The following is an 18,308-nucleotide window of genomic DNA, read 5'->3' as shown; positions in this document are numbered from 1 at the left end:
TTTGAGAGGGCCTTATACGATGAGGGCATAGCTTCAGTTGTTCAAGGGGGGGAGGCTTCATGCTGAAGAATAAGCAGTCCAGTCGGGCATTCATTGCCTTTGTTGTAACTTGGGCATTTGCCATTCTGACGGTGACCGGGATTGTGCTCTATGTGGTGCCCCAGGGGCGTATCGCCTATTGGATCCACTGGTCATTTCTGGGGCTGGGCAAGGAGCAGTGGGGAGATCTGCATATGATCTTTGGTGGTCTCTTTATCGCCACAGGGATCTACCACCTCTATTTCAACTGGAAGCCCTTCAAAAAGTACCTGGCTGACCGGGTGAAAGGGCATCTGCAGATCAAGCGGGAACTGGTTGGTTCGCTGCTACTCTCGTTGGTGATCATTATGATGTCGATCTATGCGCTGCCGCCGGTCAATTGGGTATTCGGTCTCAATGATTGGCTGAAGGCGGCCTGGGTCAAGTCACCTGAGATGGAGCCGCCCTTCGGTCATGCGGAAGAGGTCTCCCTGGGCGGTATCTCGAAGCGTATGCGGATCGATCTGCCGGTAGCGATGCAGGCATTACAGAAAGCCGGTATCCGCTTTGAGGGGGCGCGGCAGTCGCTGGAGAAGATCGCTCTGGCCAATGACACTACGCCGATGGCAGTTTATGAAGTGATCCGGCCACATATGGAGAGGCCAGAAAAATTGCAGCTAGGGGAATTGTCGCTTGAAGAACTTGAAGCGCATTTTGCTGGCACTGGTCTGGGACGAAAATCGCTGGCTGAGGTTTGTCAGGAGGTTGGTGTCGAGACCACTGTTGCCATTCAACGTCTTGCCGAGCAGGGTATAGATACCAGTCTGCAGATGAGCCTGCGGGAACTTGCCGGGCGTCATGGCAATTCCCCGGTTGGTTTGGTCAAGATTATCCTCAAGAGTGAATGAGATGATGGGGCGGCAAGCTTTCCGACTCGCCTTAACGATAGGTCTGGCCAATCGAGATTGATCATTGTTCAGGGTGGCAGACGGTTTCGTTCCCGTCAGGGGATGGCGCTGGATCTCGTCACTCCAATTGACGTGGCTGGGCCATGTGAGACCCAATCGTAGTGGCATATCCAGGGAGACCTGTGCAGGTAAGCAGCGAAGTGATACCGCCAAGTGCCGAGGCGGCAGCGTGTAATTTGCCGCGGGTGGGGGGCTATTTTTACGCAAAAGCAGACGCCCCGATGAAAGTGGATCGAGTCACCAAGATGCGAGGCAGCAGCCCCTTTTTCGGTATGTCTGTCGATAAGGAGCCTCTGATCAAGTCATGAGCTCGTATCCTGTGCCCAGAATATCCAGCTTCTGCGTTGCAAATCTTCGCAATAGCCAGCTATTACGTGCGATTTGCGTCTTGAATCTGAAAATTCTGAATCACAATCTACTTCGTCCAGACTTAATCAGAGGCCCCCTAATCTGCGCTGCTGCTATCAGAAGCAGCCCCTTCCCACCGGCATCGGCAGTCCTGCATAGCGACAGACCGATCTAGCGCCCTCTGGAAAGAGCCCGTTGATATATTTTTTGCTCCAGCGGCAGTCGTTTTTGTCTTTGCAGAGATTGCGCGCGAGCACCGGCATCTCCGGTGCAATCTCGAACTCTGCATAAAAACGGTGCAGGAAATCGATGAGGATCCAGTGATCCTCTTCCAAGGTGACACCATCACGTTGCGCGAGGGTCTCTGCAATGAGTGGTGACCAGTCGTTGTGGTCGAGCAGATAACCGTCTTTGTCGGTTGCGATGACATGGCCATCGATAGTCAGCACTGAGGGGTTGCGGAGCCCGGATAAGGCTTGCTGCCGCTCCATTTCCTCCAAACGCATTTCACACCTCCAACAAGGTGTCAGATCAAACTGTGTGCGATTTGTCTTTGTTATACCAACAAAAATAGCAGGGATTTTGGCTGGTGCTCGGGTCTGCTGATCCTGGATAGATGAGGCTCGTCGACAATCAAAGCGCGCTGGCGTCCTGATCGGAGCCTGACGGCGACTCATAGAGCTCGATAGGCAGCCCGTCCGGATCGCTAAAGAAACAGAATCGCCGGCCGGTATACTCATCGACCCGCAGTGGCTCGACCTGAACTCCCCGGGCCTGCAGGCTCGCGATGGCGTTGCCGATCTGTTCCACTGCAAAGGCGAGATGCCTGAGCCCCCGCGCCTCCGGATAACTTGGTCGCAGAGGCGCGTCGGGAAAGGAGAATAGCTCGATCTGCACGCCGTCCGGTGCGCGCAGATCGAGCTTGTAGGAATCACGCGCCGCCCGGTAGTGCTCGTCGATCACCGACAGCCCCAGCGTCTCGGTATAGAAGGTTTTGGATCGTGCATAGTCCGAGCAGATGATGGCGATATGGTGAATGCCTTTTATCTTCATAATGCTTCCTGCCAGTCTGGATCTGCAGCAGTCTACTCGGTAGGGCAGTTCGCTGTCAGTGCCTGGCACAGCCTCCTGATCCTATGAACTATTTTTGTTGGACGCTGCCGGTGGAAAGATCAAGCTCTCTTACCGGAGTGAGCGGCGTTGCATGTGTGAATCTGCGGGGTGCTTCTTCCTCCGCCTTGCTGGTGCTCGTCAGAGATGAAAAAACAACCTATAAGTTGCAATATCGGCACACTGTGGGGTGTGGAGGAAATATGGACTTGCCATTGATCGAGACGCTCAGGCGTAAAACGATAACACTGCTGACGACATTCCTGCTGTTGGTGTTGTTGGGATGGAACTGGTCGTTGGGTGCAGTGGAAGCGGAGAGTCTACTCACGCCTGCCGAGTTGATTGCAGCGCTGCGCGAGGGCGGCATGGTCCTCTACATGCGGCATGCAGCGACTGACCACAGCCAGTTCGACCAGAGCCACAATCGGGCAATGTTGCAGGATTGCCGCATGCAGCGGAATCTCTCCGCCGAGGGGCGTCAGCAGGCGGAACGGATTGGTCAGGCGATTCGCACACTGGGGATCCGCATCGATGAGGTGTTTAGCAGCCCCTACTGTCGGTGCAGGGATACTGCTCAGCTGGCATTTGGCGATCACCATGTGATGCAGGCGCTGCACTTTGCGATCGGGATGCGGCAGAGCGAAAGGGCACAGATGAGCGAGATCCTGCGCCGGCAGCTGGGCCAAGCTCCGCGCTCGGGGAGCAACCGGGTGCTGGTCTCCCACACCGCCAATCTGAAGGAGGCGACCGGGCTATGGCCTATGTTAGAGGGGGTGGTGATGGTGTTCCGCCCCCAACAAGGGCAGTCTTATCAGTTTCTTGGGCAGATCAATCCCGATGACTGGCCTGAATAAAATGCCAGACCGGACCTGATCCATGCGTCTCCTCTCCCGCCTTCCACTGCGCAGCAAGTTTCTGGTGGCGCCCTTGATTGGGTTGCTGCTGATGCTCGGGCTGGCGCTGATCTTCCTGAATGCCATCTTCGAGCAGGAGGTACTGTTTGAGCACCTGAACGGTGAGGATCTGCCGATCCTGAATAGGGTGAGCCAGCTCTCGAGCCGGGTCAGCAACAATTATGTGAGGTTGCTGAAGGTGATGGGCGCAGCCGGTCAGGAGCTTGATGAAGAGGGAGTCTATGAACGGGGTACACCCCTGTTGGATGAGCTGAATGAGATCGAAGAGGAACTGAATTCATTGCCCTCTGACTACCCGCTGGACGATCTGGAGCAGGCGAAGTACCGGGTCCTATTGGATGCCTTTGGCGTCTATCGCAACGACGTGATCACGGCGGTGGAGATGGGTACGGTTAATCTGGAGATGGCCGGCTTTCACATCAGGGGGGTGGCTCGCCACTATCTGGCGATCAATCAGTTGTTTCAGGAGCTACAGCGGATCTTTCAGGAGGATATTAAGCGGGAGATCGGCAAGCAGTGGGAGCACTCCAAGCAGCAACTGATCAACTACTCCATGTTGCTGATCATCACTGTGGCCGGCATGATCGTTTCCGGACTACTGTTGGCGCGGCTCATGTCGGCTGATGTGCAACGCATGATCAAGGCGATGGTGGAGTTGGCCAAGGGCAACACCGGGGTGCAGGTTCCCGCCTCGGTGATGGCTTCCCGTGAGCTGAAGGCGATGGGACAGGCACTGATTGTATTCCGCGATTCACTGATCAAGCTGGCGGACTCCCAGGAGCGTTACCAGCAGCTTGCCCAGCACGATACACTGACCGGTCTGCCCAACCGCCTGCTATTCCATGATCGACTCAACCATGCGCTAAATCGCGCCAACCGTAGCAAGATCGGTCTGGCGCTGCTGTTTCTCGATCTGGACCGATTCAAGCAGATCAATGACGCCTTCGGCCACCCGATGGGGGATCGCCTGCTGGCGCTGGTAGCGAAGGATCTGCTCGAGGCGTTGCGCGAAGAGGATACCATTGCGCGCCTGGGTGGGGATGAGTTCGTGGTAATCCTTGAGGGGGTGCATGGGCGTGACCATGTGATCAACGTGGCCGAAAAGCTACTCGCTGTGATCGGCAGGGAGCGCAGTCTCGACTCGCTGCAGATGCATATCGGCGTCAGCATTGGTATCAGCCTCTACCCGGAGGATGGCGAGGATGTCACCACCTTAGTGCGCAATGCAGATGCTGCGATGTACCAGGCCAAGGCCAAAGGACGCAATGGCTATGCCTTCTACACGCCAATGCTGACCGAGGTGTTGGAGGCATCATTCGAACTGGAACGGGCCATGCGTCAAGCGGTGGAGCAGGAGCAGTTCCTGCTCCTCTATCAGCCACAGGTGGATGTCGAGAGTGGGGATATTGTCGGTGTAGAGGTGTTGCTGCGTTGGCAGCATCCGGAGTTGGGTTTGATGCTTCCAGAGCAATTTATCTCTCTGGCGGAGGAGAGCGGGTTGATCCTGCCGCTCGGTCGATGGCTGGTGCGGCAGGCATTGCAACAGGCGTCTCAATGGCAGCTAGACGGCCTGAGGCCGGTGCGTCTCTCCATCAACATCAGCAACCATCAGCTAGCTGATGTGCAGTTTGCCAGTGAGTTAGGTGAACTGCTGGGGCAGTTCGGACTCGATCCCGGTTTAATTGAACTGGAGGTGACCGAGAACAGCTGTGCCGAGAACCTTGAGATACTGATTGAACACCTGGAGAGCATCAAGGCGCTGGGGGTGCAGATCGCCATCGACGACTTTGGTACCGGCTACTCCTCTCTCAGCTATCTGAAACAGTTTCCGGTCGACACCCTGAAGGTCGACCGTACCTTCATTCATGATCTGATTGGCAGCATGGAAAATCAGGCGATCGTGCGGGCGATGATTGTGCTAGGCAGGAGCCTGGGTCTGCAGGTAATCTCCGAGGGTGTGGAGCAGTCGGCTGAGCTGGCGTGGCTGCGGGCCGAGGGCTGCGACACTTATCAGGGGTTTCTGCACAGCCAGCCGATGTCGGCCGAGGCCTTTGCGCAGCTGATCATGCCCTGAACAGAAAAAAGCCACCCCGGATGGGATGGCTTTTTTGATATGGCGCGCCCGAAGGGATTCGAACCCCTGGCCTCTGCCTCCGGAGGGCAGCGCTCTATCCAGCTGAGCTACGGGCGCATGACGATCCTGTCTGCGAAAGACGGCGTAGTTTACCGCCCAGCAAAGGGCGCGTCTATCCGAGGATTCGATCTTTGCCCATCTACCTGTATAATCTCGTGATTTTCTAATGGATGGTCGGCCCAGCGGGCTGTTCGCGATATTTAACGAGGGGGTTTCCAGTGATGAGTAGGGCTGCTTTGAAGATGGGTAGGTTGGTGATGGCGGGTGCTCTGGGCGTGACGCTGTGCGCGAGTGCCTGGGCCGAAGAGCGTGCCGATGTGCGTGTTCGCATCAGCCCGGTAGGCAAGGTGGCTGTTGAGGGGCAGGCGGCTCCTGCTGCTCCTGCGCCAGCTGCAGCAGCGGCGCCGAAGCCCGCTGCTAATGCCGCGCCGGCAGCGGCAGCACCAGCCGCTGCTGGATCTGCCGGCGCCGCACTCTATGCGGCGAAGGGATGTGCCGGCTGTCATGGGGCGGATGCCAAAAAGACCGTAATGCCGGTCTACCCCACGCTGGCGGGACAGAGCGTTGCCTATCTGGTCGCGCAGATGAAAGACATCAAGACGGGTGCCCGCCACAACGGCCAAGCGGCGGTCATGAAGGGCGTGATTGCCGGTGTCTCAGATGCGGAGATGCAGACCATTGCCGAGTGGTTGAGCGGGCTGTAGGTCTTCTCTGCACCGCCGCTTGAACAACAGGCCGCCGCTGGGCGGCCTGTTGCGTTGTGGGTGATCAGGAGAGCATCGCCCTCAGGTTCGCTAAGTGAGCGCTGCCGCGCTCCTGTTTCTGTTCCGGTGAGAGGCTGCTCTTGCCCCCCTCCCAGCTGAGATCCTCCTCCGGCAGCTCCTGCAGAAAACGGCTCGGTTCGCAACGGACCAGCTCGCCGTAGCGTTTGCGTTTGGCGGCGTAGGTCATGGTCAGGCTGCGCTGGGCGCGGGTGATGCCGACGTAGGCGAGGCGGCGCTCCTCCTCGATATTCTCCTCCTCGATGCTGCTGCGATGGGGCAGCAGCTCCTCCTCCATGCCGACCAGGAAGACATGGGGGAACTCCAGCCCCTTGGCGGCGTGCAGGGTCATCAGGTGCACCTGGTCGTTGTCACCGGCCTCCTCGTTCTGCCGCTCCAGCACATCCATCAGGGTCAGATGGCTGACCATCTCGGCCAGGCTCTTCTCCTGTTCATCCTTGGCCAGCGCGCCGAGCCAGTCGCACAGATCGTTGACGTTCTCCATGCGCCGCTCAGCGATGGCGTCGCTGCTGGCATTCTCGCGCAACCAGCTGTCGTAGTCGATGTCGCGCACCAGGGCTTGGGCGATCTGCTTGGGTGGCTCCGACTCGGCGCGTCGGGCGAAGCTGCTGATCCACTCGGCAAAGCCGCGCAGCCGAGTCAGGGCGCGTTCGCCCAGCTGTTCACCCAACCCCAGCTCGTCACAGGCGCTGAACAGGCCGATCTCGCGCCGCTGGGCGTAGGCGCCGAGCTTCTCCAGGGTGGCGGGGCCGATCTCGCGGCGTGGGGTATTGATCACGCGCAGGAAGGCGGCGTCATCGTCGGGATTCGCCAGCAGCCGCAGGTAGGCCATTACGTCCTTGATCTCGGTGCGTGAGAAGAAGGAGGTGCCGCCGCTGAGGAAATAGGGGATCTTGTGGATGCGCAGGGCCTTTTCGAACAGCCGCGCCTGATGGTTGCCGCGGTAGAGGATGGCGTAGTCGCCGTGGCTGGTCTTCTTCTGGAAGCGGTGGTGGAGGATCTCGCTCACCACCCGCTCCGCCTCATGCTCCTCGTTGCGGCACTCGATCACCCGCAGCTCCTCGCCAGGGCCGAGTTCACTCCACAGACGCTTGTCGAAGACGTGGGGGTTGTTGCTGATCAGCTGGTTGGCGGCCCTTAGAATGCGCCCGCTGGAGCGGTAGTTCTGCTCCAGCTTGATCAGCCGCAGGCCGGGAAAGTCCTGCTGTAGCCGCACCAAATTTTCCGGGCGGGCGCCGCGCCAGGCGTAGATCGACTGGTCGTCGTCGCCCACCACGGTAAAGCTGGCGCGCAGCCCGACCAGCTGCTTGACCAGCTCGTACTGCGCTAGGTTGGTGTCCTGGTATTCGTCCACCAGCAGGTGGCGGATGCGGTTTTGCCAAGCTTCGAGTGCCTCGGGGTGATCGCGGAACAGCTGCACCGGCAGCAGGATCAGGTCGTCGAAGTCGACCGCGTTGTAGGCCTTCAGATGGCGCTGGTACTCGGCGTAGATGATGGCGTTGCGGGTGTCCAGGTCGTCTTCCGCCTGGGCCAGCGCCTGTTCGGGCTCGATCAGGTCGTTCTTCCACTCGGAGATGCGCCACAGCGTGCTGGAGACGATGCTGTCGTCACCGCTGCCGTGGCGCTTCATCAGCTCTTTCAGCAGGGTGGCGCCATCCTGGTCGTCGAAGATCGAGAAGCCCGATTTATAGCCGAGCCGCTTCAGCTCGCGACGCAGAATGTTCAGCCCGAGGGTGTGAAAGGTGGAGATGCTCAGACCCCTGCCGCGCTTGCCGCTGAGCTGCTTGGCGACTCGCGCTTTCATCTCCCGCGCCGCCTTGTTGGTGAAGGTGACGGCGGTGATGTGGCGGGCATCGATGCCGCACTTCTCTACCAGATAGGTGATCTTGGTGGTGATGACCCGGGTCTTGCCGCTGCCGGCACCGGCCAGCACCAGTAGCGGGCCGTCGATGTAGCGCACCGCCTCGGCCTGTCGTGGGTTGAGATCAGCCATCGCTGAAGAGGTCGCGTTTGTGGTGGAACAGGGTGGAGATGTCCTCTTCGCCGTGGCCCTCGTTGAGCAGCGAACGATAGTCGGCCAGGGTCATCTCCACTATCGGCAGCTCAACTCCCAACTGCGCCGCCATCTGACGGATGATCTCCAGATCTTTGTTGTGCAGGGCCAGCTTGAAGCCGGGGGTGAAGCTGTTGTTCACCATGGTTTTGCCGCGATGGTCGAGGAACCAGTTGCCGGCGGCGCCGCCGCCGACCACCTCGATCACCTTGTGCATATCGAGTCCCTGTTGCTGGCCGAAGGCGAGAGCCTCGGTGACCGCCTGATTGATGCCGGCGACCATGATCTGGTTGACTGCCTTGGTGGCCTGACCGCTGCCCACTGGACCCATGTGAGTGACGCTGTTGGTGATGGCGGTGAGGGTCGGGCGCAGCCGGTCGAGGGTGGCGGCGTCGCCGCCCACCATCATCGCCAGGGTGCCGTTTATTGCCCCCTCGGAGCCGCCGGAGACCGGTGCGTCGAGGAACAGTGCGCCGCGGTCGGTAACCCGTCTGGCTGCCTCGCGGGCGGTCTCGCTGTTTACGGTGGAGGTGTCGAGCACCACCTTGCCCAGTGCCAGGCCGGATAGTAGCTGATCGACCACCTGTAGCAGGTCGTTGTCGGCGGAGACGCTGGTGATGATCAGTTCGCAGCCGGCAGCGAGGCTGGTCGGGTCATCAAACAGTGTGCAGTTGTGTTCGTCGGCAAATGCTTCGGCGCGGCTGCGGGTGCGGTTCCAGGCGCCGGCCAGGGCGCCGCTGCGCTGTAGGTTGGCGGCCATGCCCTGGCCCATGGTGCCGAGGCCGATGACGCCGGTTTTGATCAGGTTGGAGTCAGTCACGATGCTTCTGCTCGGGTGTGCGGAGCGGGCAGATTACGCAGCCGCCTGTGCCAATGCAACCAAACTGGTCGCGTTTCGGGCTTCGTGTGTGTGGGCAGGCTTGCTATGATGCGAGGCCCACCAAATCGGGCCTTCGAGGCAGATAGAGGATATGAGTATTCAGCAAAAAGATCGGCGTTCGCGCCCTCGTCCTGGCAAGGAGCCGCAGCTCACCCGTGAGTCCTGGCGGGTGTTCCAGATTATGGCGGAGTTTGTCGAGGGATTTGAGCAGCTGGCGCAGATTCGCCCCTCGATCAGCTTTTTCGGTTCGGCACGCACTCCCAGGGATCACCCCCACTATGGGCTGGCAGAGGAGATCGCCCGGCTCTGCTCCGATAGTGGTTTCTCCGTGGTCAGCGGTGGTGGTCCCGGCATCATGGAGGCGGCCAACAAGGGGGCTTATGAGGGCAAGTCGCCGAGTATCGGGCTGAATATCCAGCTGCCCAAGGAGCAGTCGGGCAATCCTTATCAGGATATCTCATTGCAGTTCCGCCACTTTTTCTCGCGCAAGGTGATGTTTGTTAAATACGCCTCCGCCTATGTGGTGCTGCCGGGGGGGTTTGGCACCCTTGATGAGCTGGCGGAGATTCTCACCCTGGTGCAGACTGGTAAAACACGCGAGATTCCGATCATCCTGGTGGATGGTCAGTTTTGGAGCGGACTGTTGGACTGGTTTCGCCACAGCCTGTGCGAGGCGGGAACCATCGATCCGGAGGATCTGGATCTGCTGCAGGTCTGTAATGAGCCACAGGAGGTGGTGGATGCAATCTTCTCCCACTACGAACATCGTGGTTTTGAACCTTCTGCGGCGGAGCAGGAGATGTTGCTGGAGCTCTGATAAGGGATTTCAAGGAGAGTGGAATGAGTAGAAAAAGCTATTTTCTGTTGTCATTGAGCGGTCTGTTGTTGACGCCGGCATTTGCCGAAGAGCCGGCGGCTGTGCCTGTGCCGCCACAGATCCCCTCGGCGGTGCTCGATGGCGAGGCGCTGGAGCCAGAGATCACTATCCTCAAGCGTGAGGATAGAACGATCCACGAGTATCGAATCAACGGCCAACTCTACATGGTGAAGGTGGTGCCCCAGGCGGGCGCACCCTACTACATGGTCGACCGGGATGGTGATGGGGAGTTCGACTCCCGTCACCGTGAGCCGGGGGATGTCGCTGTGCCCCAGTGGGTGATTTTTCGCTGGTAGGTGTGGTGTTGCGATGATCTGTGGGGTGGCGGGCGATGTTTGAGCGGCTGGCGCGGTTGGCCGATGCCTTTGATGCGCTCAATGAGTGGCTTGGCCAGGCAGTCTCCTGGCTAAGCTTGCTGATGGTGTTGGTGACCTTTCTGGTGGTGGTGCTGCGCTATGCCTTCGATCTAGGCTGGATCGCGATGCAGGAGTCGATCACCTATATGCATGCGGCGCTGTTTTTGGTCGGTGCTGCCTATACCCTGAAGCACAAAGGGCATGTGCGGGTGGATGTTTTCTTCGGTCGCTTCTCGGCGCGAGCCAAGGCCTGGGTCGATCTGCTCGGCAGCCTGCTGTTGCTGCTGCCGGTCTGTCTCTTTATCTTCTCTGTCAGCTGGGACTATGTGGCGCAATCCTGGTCGCTGTATGAGGGCTCCCGGGAGGCGGGTGGTTTGGATGGGGTCTATCTGCTGAAGAGCCTGATCCTGGTAATGGCAGCACTGCTGGTGCTGCAGGGGTTGTCGATCATGATCCGCTGCGGCCAGGTGCTGAGGAAGCTGCGGGCATGATGCCGGAGCTGTTGCCGCTGCTGCTGTTTCTTGCTGTTTGCTTGGTGCTGTTGCTGGGCTATCCGGTGGCCTTCTCGCTGGGCGGAACGGCGCTGGCGTTTGCCTGGATTGGTGGCTTTACTGGCTATTTTGATGGCGCCTTCCTGGAGGCCCTGCCGAATCGCCTCTACGGCATCATGACCAACGAGACGCTGATCGCGGTGCCGCTGTTTGTCTTCATGGGGGTGATGCTGGAACGCTCCCGGGTGGCAGAGAATCTGCTCGATACCATGGCGGCCCTGTTCGGCCCGCGGCGTGGCGGTCTGGGCATCTCGGTGACGCTGGTGGGGATGCTGCTCGCCGCCAGTACCGGCATTGTTGGCGCCACGGTGGTCACCATGGGGTTGTTGTCACTGCCCACTATGCTGCGGCGCAACTACGACCCGGCCCTCTCCAGCGGCGTGATCTGCGCCGCCGGCACTCTCGGCCAGATTATCCCCCCCTCGATCGTGCTGGTGCTACTCGGCGATGTGCTCTCTGCCGCCTATCAGCAGGCGCAGCTCGACATGGGCATCTTCTCGCCAGATACCGTCTCGGTGGGGGATCTGTTTGTCGGCGCGCTGATCCCGGGGCTGCTGCTGGTGGTGCTCTATCTGCTCTATATCGGTGGTGTTGCCGTGTTCAGACCCGCTGCGGTGCCGGCTCTTCCAGAAGAGGAACGGGAGCAGGAACTGGGGCGGCTCTGGCGGCGGGTGGTGAAGGTGCTGTTGCCACCGTTACTGCTGATCTTTGCGGTGCTGGGTTCGATCCTGGGAGGGTTGGCCACGCCCACTGAGGCGGCCTCAGTGGGGGCGGTCGGGGCGATGCTGCTGGCGCTGAGTCAGGGGCAGCTGAATCGTGAGACCTTGCGTGCGGTGATGCTCGGCACCACCCGAGTGACCAGCATGGTATTCCTGATCTTTATCGGCGCCTCGCTCTTCTCACTGGTTTTCAGAGGCTTCGGGGGCGATGAGGTGGTGACCGATTTCCTCACCGATTTGCCGGGCGGCGTGGTGGGGGCGGTGGCGTTGGTGATGCTGGTGATGTTCCTGCTCGGTTTCATCCTCGATTTTATCGAGATCACCTTCGTGGTGGTGCCGATCGTCGGGCCGATCCTGCTGGCGATGGGGCTCGATCCGGTCTGGCTCGGGGTGATGATCGCGATCAACCTGCAGACCTCTTTTCTCACCCCGCCGTTCGGTTTTGCGCTCTTCTATCTGCGCGGGGTGGCGCCGCCGGAAGTAAGTACCGGCGCGATCTATCGAGGCGTGGTGCCGTTTATCCTGATTCAGTTGTTGGTGCTCGGCCTGCTCGCTTTGTGGCCGGAGATGGCGACCTGGCTGCCGGGGGTGTTCTACGGCTAGCCAGGTGTTCTGGATGGGGTTCAGGCGAGGGCAATGCGGCCCGCGACCGGAGCGAAGGATTGCCCCATCTCGAGGGTTGCGGCGCGAACCAGCTGGGGTTGGGCGGCGCTGAACCGGATCCCCATGCCGGTGGTGTTGGCGTGCATCACTTGGGCGGCGATGCTCCACTGCTGCCCGTGGAAGCTGAAGCTGACTTCGATCTGCTCACCGATGGAGAGCTGTCTGGAGTCGAGCTCCAGCATCATTCCTTCAGTCGAGATGTTTCTGGCAACTCCATCTTTTTGAGAGCCCTCTCTGCTGGTGATCGTTGCGACGAAAGTGGTGGGGTGGCGCTGATTGGTCCGGTTGGATCGCTGCATTCCTTGTGTGCTCCTAGCTGGTCACTCGCCTGTGGATGTTACATGAAAATTACCTGGCAGATCATACGGCTAATTCCTGAGCGAAATATAGACGAAGTTTGTCGAGCCGTTGGCATTTTTTCGAATCTGATCCAATAGCGACTATTTGCTCAGTTCCTTGAGCATTTTTTGCAACGCTTGACCGCGATGGCTGAGGCTGTTTTTGACCTCGGCGGAGAGTTCCGCTGCGCTGCAGTTGTGCGTTGGCACAAAGAACACTGGATCGTAGCCAAAGCCGTTTTCGCCGCGGGGTTCGCTGAGAATGTACCCCTCCCATGTCCCTTGGCAGATAGTGGGGGTGGGATCGTTGGCGTGGCGCATGTAGACCATCAGGCATCGGAAGCGGGCGCTGCGCTGGGCCTCGGGTACCCCCTGCAGATCCTGCAGCAGCTTCTGCAGATTCTCCTGATCGCTGGCGCCGGCGCCAGCAAAACGAGCCGAGTAGATGCCGGGGGCTCCGTTGAGGGCATCCACCTCGATGCCACTGTCGTCGGCGATGGCGGGCAGCCCGCTCAGCTGCGCCGCGTGGCGTGCCTTGAGAATCGCGTTCTCGACAAAGCTCAGGCCGGTCTCTTCCGCCTCCGGGATGTCGAAGGCCTTTTGCGGCACCACCTGCAGATGTTGGCTGGTGAGTAGTTGGTTGATCTCACGGACTTTGCCGGCATTGTTGCTGGCGAGCACGATACGTGAATCGCTCGGTCTGTCGTTCATGGATTGTTCTCGAGATGGGGTGTCAGTCCTGGGAGAGGGCCTGTTGCTGTAACTGGATGAGTTGTTGGATGCCCTGGCTGGCCAGATCCAGCATGGCGTCGAGTTCCTGGCGTGAATAGGCGGCAGCTTCGGCAGTGCCCTGGACCTCAATGAAGCCACCCTGATCGTTCATTACCACGTTCATGTCGGTCTCGGCGCTGGAGTCTTCAGCATAGTCGAGGTCGAGGATTGGTGTGCCCTTATGGACGCCGACCGAGACTGAGGCCACTGGGCCGATCATCGGGTCGGTTTTGAGCAGATCCTGCTGCAAGATATGTTGCACTGCGTCGTGCAGGGCGATCCAGGCGCCGGTGATGGAGGCGGTGCGGGTGCCGCCATCAGCCTGGATCACATCGCAGTCGAGGGCGATGCTGCGCTCACCTAGCGCCTGCAGGTCGATGGCTGCGCGCAGCGAGCGCCCGATCAGGCGCTGGATCTCCATGGTGCGACCCCCTTGCTTGCCGCGGGATGCCTCACGCCCCATGCGGCTGTCGGTGGAGCGTGGCAGCATGCCGTATTCGGCAGTGACCCAGCCGCGCCCCTGGCCGCGCATCCAGCCGGGCACGCGCTCTTCCACGGAGGCGGTACAGATGACCTTGGTATCGCCAAACTCTACCAACACCGAGCCTTCGGCGTGTTTGGTGTAGTGGCGGGTGAAACGGATCGGGCGGAGTTGGTCGGGTTGACGGCCGGAGGGTCTCAAATGGGGTTCCTCATAGTTTGGATTTGTGCGTCGCCTCGATGACGGCGCCACGCAGGCTGTTGATCGCCTCCTCCAGCGCCTTATCGCTCGGCAGTTCGGGGGTGTCGGGCATGGGTGTGTTGTCACCAAGTGCCATGCTGAAGTCGGCGGGTTTGAGGTTTACCGGTGCGGTCCCCCAGCGCAGGCCGATAGCCGTAACGTTGTCGCTCTCCGGTTGGCTGTTGGCAGCGGCCCGGTTGCTGAGCATCTCGATCAGCTGGCTCAACGGCTGGCTGATATCGCTGAGCTGCTGCGCCATGACACGTTCCTGCAGGGCACCCCAGAAACCGTCACTGCAGAGCATTAGCACATCATCCCGTTGCAACTTAAAGGGGCCGCTGAATTCGGCGACCGGGCGGTTGGAGATGCCACCGAGACAGCGGGTGACATAGTTACGATAGCGGTGTGTCGCGGCCTGGGCGGCGGAGATTACACCCTGTTGACGCAACTGCTCGACGTAGGAGTGGTCGGCAGTGCGGTGGGCGATTACGCCCTCGCGCAGCAGGTAGATGCGGCTGTCGCCGGCGTGGGCCCAGTAGGCATTGCCATCCTGGATCAGGCAGAGCGTGGCGGTGGTGCGGGGTTCGATGGGCGGCTGCTGATCTCGGCCGAACTCGAGGATTGAGCGGTGCGCCATGTCCATCAGGCCGCTGAGGAAGACTCGAGGAGAAGAGATTGGTTTGCGGCTGGTCAAAAATGATTTGCGGCAGGTGTTCATCAGGACCTGCGCTGCCATTTCTCCTCGCGGATGTCCGCCCATGCCGTCGGCCAGCGCCAGCAGTACTGAGTCGGGGGATTCCATGATCAGGCAGCGGTCCTGGTTCAGCGATCGGTTGCCGATCAGAGTGCACTGGCCGGAATGATATTTCATGAAGAGACCCTCTTGCCCGCAGGCGCATGTGGCTGAGAGCTCCCCACCATCAGGCTCCTGTCGTTGTCATTGCCGCTTTGCTTGTGGTTGAGGGCAGAAAGCAGCTGACCGGCGTTTTGCGGGCGGTTTTCGTGATTGATCTCCATCGCCCAGTCGATGGCCTCCAGCATGTGGGCCGGATAGCGCTTGCGAAAGGCTCGGCTGGCGGGCTTGAGTTTATCTTTGGCATGGCGCTCGATGGCAGAGGGTGGGGCCTTGCCGTCGAGGCAGGCGCGCATGCTGGCGCCGATTGCATAGACGTCGCTCCAGGGGCCGACCTCGCCCGACTGGTAGTACTGCTCCACCGGGGAGAAACCGGTGGTGACGATGCGGCCGTTGCGCCCCCCTTCGCCCTGGATCTGATGTACTGCACCGAAGTCGAGCAGCAGCGGGCTGCCACCGGTGCGCAGATGGATGTTGCTTGGCTTGATGTCGAGATGCAGTAGGTTGCGGGAGTGGATCAGGTTGAGCGCGTCGAGAATCGGCGGGAATACCGTCATCATAAAACGGGTGCTAAGGCCACCGCTGCGTTTTTTGATGTAGCTGGCAAGGTTCTTGCCGCGCTCATGATCCATCACCAGATAGCCGGTATTGTTGGCAAGGAAAAAACCACGCACCTGTACGATATTGGGGTGGCGCAGCGACGCCAGCACCTTGACCTCTTGATGAAACAGCCGGCGGCTGCGGTGGAAGTTCTCGGTGTGCTTTTTCGGATTGATTACATCAACCCGCTTGCCCTCGCCACGGCAGGCCAGCTTCTTTGGTAGAAACTCCTTGATGATCACTTCGTCCTGGGTGTCCTCATCCTCGGCTAGATAGATCAGGCTGAAGCCGCCACTTGCGACCACTTTCATGATCACAAAGCTGTCTATGACAGTACCGGGTTCAAGGCTGTCGCGTGTCTGCTCCATCACTGCTGATTCTCAATCGAGGGAAGCCCGATTATACGGCCACGGCGGCAAAAATGGAGGCTGCAACTGTGCGCTTATCACATTATGATACAAAGAAAGATCGCAGGGAATTAAATTCCTCGTGAAATGGTATGCGAATCCGGACGGTTTTGCTCTACCGGCACTGGCAGTGTTCGCCCTGGTTTTGTGTGACCAAGGGGTAGAGGTGGCGCTTAACTCGATGACCCAACCTGATATGAGGAGTGAATCTGATGGTCAGCAGCATGACTGCCTTTGCCCGGCAAGAGTATCGCGGTGAGCTGGGGGTGATGAGTTGGGAGATCCGCTCGGTCAACCACCGCTATCTTGAGATGCATCTGCGCCTGCCGGAAGAGCTGCGCGTCCTTGAGAGCGGAGTGCGCGAGCGGATCGCCGCCAAACTGGGGCGTGGCAAGCTCGACTGCAGCCTGAAGTTTGTGCCGGGCCAGACTGCAGCGGCGGATCTGCAGGTCAACTCTCGGCTGGTCTCCCAGCTGCTGGCGGCTGGTGATGAGATCGCCTCGGTGATGGGGGGGGCCGCGACGATCCAGGTGATGGATCTGTTACGTTGGCCTGGGGTGCTGGAGGAACAGGAGCGTGACTTTGCACCGATCGCTCAGCAGGCGATGGAGTTGTTGGAGCAGACCCTTGATTCACTGCAGCAGGCCCGCCAGCGTGAAGGCGCGCGTCTGGCGGAGATCGTGATGCAGCGTCGCCATGCGATGCAGGATCAGGTGGCTCAGGTGCGCGAACTGATGCCGAAGGTGCTGCAGAGCGTGCGACAGAAGATTCGTCAGCGTCTCGAAGAAGTGATGGCGGAACTGGACGAGGCCCGCCTGGAGCAGGAGATGGCGCTGCTCGCCCAGCGCCTCGATGTGGATGAGGAGATGGACCGACTCGATACCCATCTGCAGGAGCTGGAGCGGATCATCAGTGAGGTGTCTGAGCCGGTGGGGCGGCGTCTCGATTTTCTGATGCAGGAGCTGAACCGCGAGGCCAATACCCTCACTTCCAAATCCAACGATGTTGAGGTGACCCGCATCGCGGTGGAGATGAAGGTCCTGATCGAACAGATGCGTGAGCAGATCCAGAATATCGAGTAAGTATTGGTCTCAGTCGAAAGCAGGCACAGGAGGAGTCGCCATGATCTTCAGGCTTAGGGCCATTTTCAGCGCGCTGCTGGTGAGTGTGCTGTTGCTAGCCTGCGCCACCTCACCAACCGGACGCAACCAGCTGCTGATCATCTCCGAGGAGCAGGCGATTGCATCCTCCCGACTGGCCTACCAGGAGATGCTCGAGCCCTATGCGAAGGAGGGCAAGCTCGACAACGATCCGCAGCTGAAGGCGCGGGTGGAGTGGATCGCTGAACGCTTGATCGCCCAGGCGATCCGCATGCGTCCTGAGACCAGTTCCTGGGAGTGGAGCATCAAGATCATTGACGACCCAGAGACGGTCAATGCCTGGGCCATGGCCGGAGGCAAGATGGCGCTCTATACGGGGCTGGTGGAGCAGGTCAAGCCGACCGATGACGAATTGGCTCAGGTGCTGGGTCACGAAATCAGCCACGCACTGGCAAAACACTCGGCAGAGAAGATGTCGATGGCGATGATGACTCGCCTCGGCGTGATCGCGGTTGGCGCCGCTTCCGACCGACCGGCGTTGACCATGGCTGGGGCGGCACTGGCGGCCAAGCTGGCGCTGGAGCTGCCCAACAGTCGCACCGCCGAGAGCGAGGCGGATCGCATCGGCATCGAGCTGGCGGCAAAGGCGGGCTATGATCCCCGTGCCGCCGTCTCCCTCTGGCAAAAGATGGCGAAGGTGGGCGGCGACAACCCGCCGGAGTTTCTCAGTACCCACCCTGCACCGCAGAGTCGGCAGCAGACCCTGAGCGATCTGGCGCAGGAGATGATGCCCTACTATCGGGACAAGTCGCCGCGCCCGATCTATCCCTTAAAGCCCTGACCCCACCGATCATCACGGAATCCACTATGTCGACAGGTACCCTCTATATCCTCTCCGCTCCCTCTGGTGCGGGCAAAACCAGCCTGTTGAAGGCATTGCGCGAGCGTGATCCCGCACTTGCCGTATCGGTCTCCCATACCACTCGGTCGATGCGCCCGGGCGAAACTGACGGGGTCGATTACCATTTTGTCGACCATCAGAGTTTCCTGCACATGGTGGAGACCGGCGCCTTCATCGAGCATGCGGAGGTCTTCGGCAACTTCTACGGTACTGCCGAGGCGTCGGTGCGCAGGCAGCTCGAGCA

General features: G+C 59.9%; 19 protein-coding genes, 1 tRNA gene and 1 pseudogene. 11 read left to right on the top strand and 10 right to left on the bottom strand.

All coding sequences use genetic code 11. The features are described from left to right. The first annotated feature begins 59 nt into the window (after positions 1-59). A complete protein-coding gene (locus RIFP1SYM_RS04625) occupies positions 60-926 on the top strand; it encodes a DUF4405 domain-containing protein (RefSeq protein ID WP_005959967.1) in 867 nt (288 codons plus the stop codon). Positions 927-1,450: 524 nt separating this feature from the next. Here RIFP1SYM_RS04625 and RIFP1SYM_RS04620 read toward each other — a convergent pair. Both RIFP1SYM_RS04620 and gloA2 read right to left on the bottom strand, forming a co-directional pair. Continuing rightward, complete coding sequence (locus RIFP1SYM_RS04620) at positions 1,451-1,840, bottom strand: TusE/DsrC/DsvC family sulfur relay protein (RefSeq protein ID WP_006475103.1); 390 nt, start codon at positions 1,838-1,840, stop codon at positions 1,451-1,453. Between the two features lie 127 nt (positions 1,841-1,967). Continuing rightward, entirely contained in the window at positions 1,968-2,387 is a 420-nt protein-coding gene (gene gloA2 / locus RIFP1SYM_RS04615) for an SMU1112c/YaeR family gloxylase I-like metalloprotein (RefSeq protein ID WP_039959724.1), read from the bottom strand. A 260-nt stretch (positions 2,388-2,647) separates the two neighbouring features. Here gloA2 and RIFP1SYM_RS04610 point away from each other — a divergent pair, with 260 nt between their 5' ends. Both RIFP1SYM_RS04610 and RIFP1SYM_RS04605 read left to right on the top strand, forming a co-directional pair. After that, positions 2,648-3,298, top strand: a complete 651-nt coding sequence (locus RIFP1SYM_RS04610) for a histidine phosphatase family protein (protein ID WP_240991670.1) — start codon at positions 2,648-2,650, stop codon at positions 3,296-3,298. A 22-nt stretch (positions 3,299-3,320) separates the two neighbouring features. Beyond that, the gene (locus tag RIFP1SYM_RS04605; RefSeq protein WP_005959964.1) at positions 3,321-5,432 is read left to right on the top strand and encodes a putative bifunctional diguanylate cyclase/phosphodiesterase; all 2,112 of its coding nucleotides are present in this window, start codon (positions 3,321-3,323) and stop codon (positions 5,430-5,432) included. Positions 5,433-5,472: 40 nt separating this feature from the next. Here the strand turns inward: RIFP1SYM_RS04605 and RIFP1SYM_RS04600 are convergent. Beyond that, positions 5,473-5,549: transfer RNA gene (locus RIFP1SYM_RS04600), tRNA-Arg, on the bottom strand. Positions 5,550-5,713: 164 nt separating this feature from the next. On the opposite strand from RIFP1SYM_RS04600, the gene RIFP1SYM_RS18735 reads away from it, so the two are divergent. Then, entirely contained in the window at positions 5,714-6,196 is a 483-nt protein-coding gene (locus tag RIFP1SYM_RS18735; RefSeq protein WP_305790612.1) for a c-type cytochrome, read from the top strand. 64 nt (positions 6,197-6,260) lie between these two features. Here RIFP1SYM_RS18735 and rep read toward each other — a convergent pair whose 3' ends face one another. Together rep and RIFP1SYM_RS04585 are read right to left on the bottom strand one after the other, a co-directional pair. Continuing rightward, the gene (gene rep / locus RIFP1SYM_RS04590; protein WP_005959962.1) at positions 6,261-8,267 is read right to left on the bottom strand and encodes a DNA helicase Rep; all 2,007 of its coding nucleotides are present in this window, start codon (positions 8,265-8,267) and stop codon (positions 6,261-6,263) included. Beyond that, positions 8,260-9,147 (bottom strand): NAD(P)-dependent oxidoreductase, encoded by an 888-nt coding sequence (locus RIFP1SYM_RS04585; RefSeq protein ID WP_005959961.1) that lies wholly within the window; start codon positions 9,145-9,147, stop codon positions 8,260-8,262. The genes rep and RIFP1SYM_RS04585 overlap by 8 nt, the downstream gene beginning before the upstream one ends. A gap of 157 nt (positions 9,148-9,304) precedes the next feature. On the opposite strand from RIFP1SYM_RS04585, the gene RIFP1SYM_RS04580 reads away from it, so the two are divergent. From RIFP1SYM_RS04580 to RIFP1SYM_RS04565, 4 genes are read left to right on the top strand one after another with little or no spacing between them, the layout of a single operon-like run. Then, positions 9,305-10,024 carry an LOG family protein gene (locus tag RIFP1SYM_RS04580; RefSeq protein WP_370443649.1) on the top strand — a complete coding sequence of 240 codons (720 nt, stop codon included), beginning with the start codon at positions 9,305-9,307 and terminating at the stop codon, positions 10,022-10,024. A gap of 23 nt (positions 10,025-10,047) precedes the next feature. Further along, positions 10,048-10,380 (top strand): DUF2782 domain-containing protein, encoded by a 333-nt coding sequence (locus RIFP1SYM_RS04575; RefSeq protein WP_005959959.1) that lies wholly within the window; start codon positions 10,048-10,050, stop codon positions 10,378-10,380. Positions 10,381-10,415: 35 nt separating this feature from the next. After that, a complete protein-coding gene (locus RIFP1SYM_RS04570) occupies positions 10,416-10,931 on the top strand; it encodes a TRAP transporter small permease subunit (protein ID WP_006475097.1) in 516 nt (171 codons plus the stop codon). After that, complete coding sequence (locus RIFP1SYM_RS04565) at positions 10,931-12,313, top strand: TRAP transporter large permease (protein ID WP_240991674.1); 1,383 nt, start codon at positions 10,931-10,933, stop codon at positions 12,311-12,313. The genes RIFP1SYM_RS04570 and RIFP1SYM_RS04565 overlap by 1 nt, the downstream gene beginning before the upstream one ends. 20 nt (positions 12,314-12,333) lie before the next feature. Here RIFP1SYM_RS04565 and RIFP1SYM_RS04560 read toward each other — a convergent pair whose 3' ends face one another. From RIFP1SYM_RS04560 to RIFP1SYM_RS04540, 5 genes are all read right to left on the bottom strand, one after another. Then, positions 12,334-12,672 (bottom strand): PilZ domain-containing protein, encoded by a 339-nt coding sequence (locus RIFP1SYM_RS04560; RefSeq protein WP_005959956.1) that lies wholly within the window; start codon positions 12,670-12,672, stop codon positions 12,334-12,336. A gap of 141 nt (positions 12,673-12,813) precedes the next feature. Then, positions 12,814-13,422: an XTP/dITP diphosphatase gene (locus RIFP1SYM_RS04555; RefSeq protein WP_005959955.1), complete on the bottom strand. Its 609-nt coding sequence runs from the start codon at positions 13,420-13,422 to the stop codon at positions 12,814-12,816. A gap of 22 nt (positions 13,423-13,444) precedes the next feature. Beyond that, a complete protein-coding gene (rph, locus tag RIFP1SYM_RS04550) occupies positions 13,445-14,164 on the bottom strand; it encodes a ribonuclease PH (protein ID WP_006475096.1) in 720 nt (239 codons plus the stop codon). 10 nt (positions 14,165-14,174) lie between these two features. After that, positions 14,175-15,074, bottom strand: a complete 900-nt coding sequence (locus RIFP1SYM_RS04545; RefSeq protein ID WP_005959953.1) for a PP2C family protein-serine/threonine phosphatase — start codon at positions 15,072-15,074, stop codon at positions 14,175-14,177. Further along, positions 15,071-16,024: a serine/threonine protein kinase gene (locus RIFP1SYM_RS04540; protein WP_006475095.1), complete on the bottom strand. Its 954-nt coding sequence runs from the start codon at positions 16,022-16,024 to the stop codon at positions 15,071-15,073. The genes RIFP1SYM_RS04545 and RIFP1SYM_RS04540 overlap by 4 nt, the downstream gene beginning before the upstream one ends. 251 nt (positions 16,025-16,275) lie before the next feature. Between RIFP1SYM_RS04540 and RIFP1SYM_RS04535 the strand changes: the two genes are divergently transcribed. The 3 genes and pseudogenes from RIFP1SYM_RS04535 to RIFP1SYM_RS04525 form a co-directional block, all read left to right on the top strand. After that, complete coding sequence (locus RIFP1SYM_RS04535) at positions 16,276-17,145, top strand: YicC/YloC family endoribonuclease (RefSeq protein ID WP_006475094.1); 870 nt, start codon at positions 16,276-16,278, stop codon at positions 17,143-17,145. A 40-nt stretch (positions 17,146-17,185) separates the two neighbouring features. Further along, positions 17,186-18,004, top strand: coding sequence for a M48 family metallopeptidase (locus RIFP1SYM_RS04530; protein WP_006475093.1), 819 nt, complete (start codon positions 17,186-17,188; stop codon positions 18,002-18,004). A 26-nt stretch (positions 18,005-18,030) separates the two neighbouring features. Further along, positions 18,031-18,308: pseudogene (locus RIFP1SYM_RS04525) on the top strand (guanylate kinase); the annotation flags it as partial.

The organism is endosymbiont of Riftia pachyptila (vent Ph05) (assembly GCF_000224455.1).
GTDB lineage: Bacteria > Pseudomonadota > Gammaproteobacteria > Chromatiales > Chromatiaceae > Endoriftia > Endoriftia persephonae.
The sequence above is the reverse complement of the archived record's forward strand: the minus strand, read 5'-3'. Positions and strand labels throughout refer to the sequence as shown.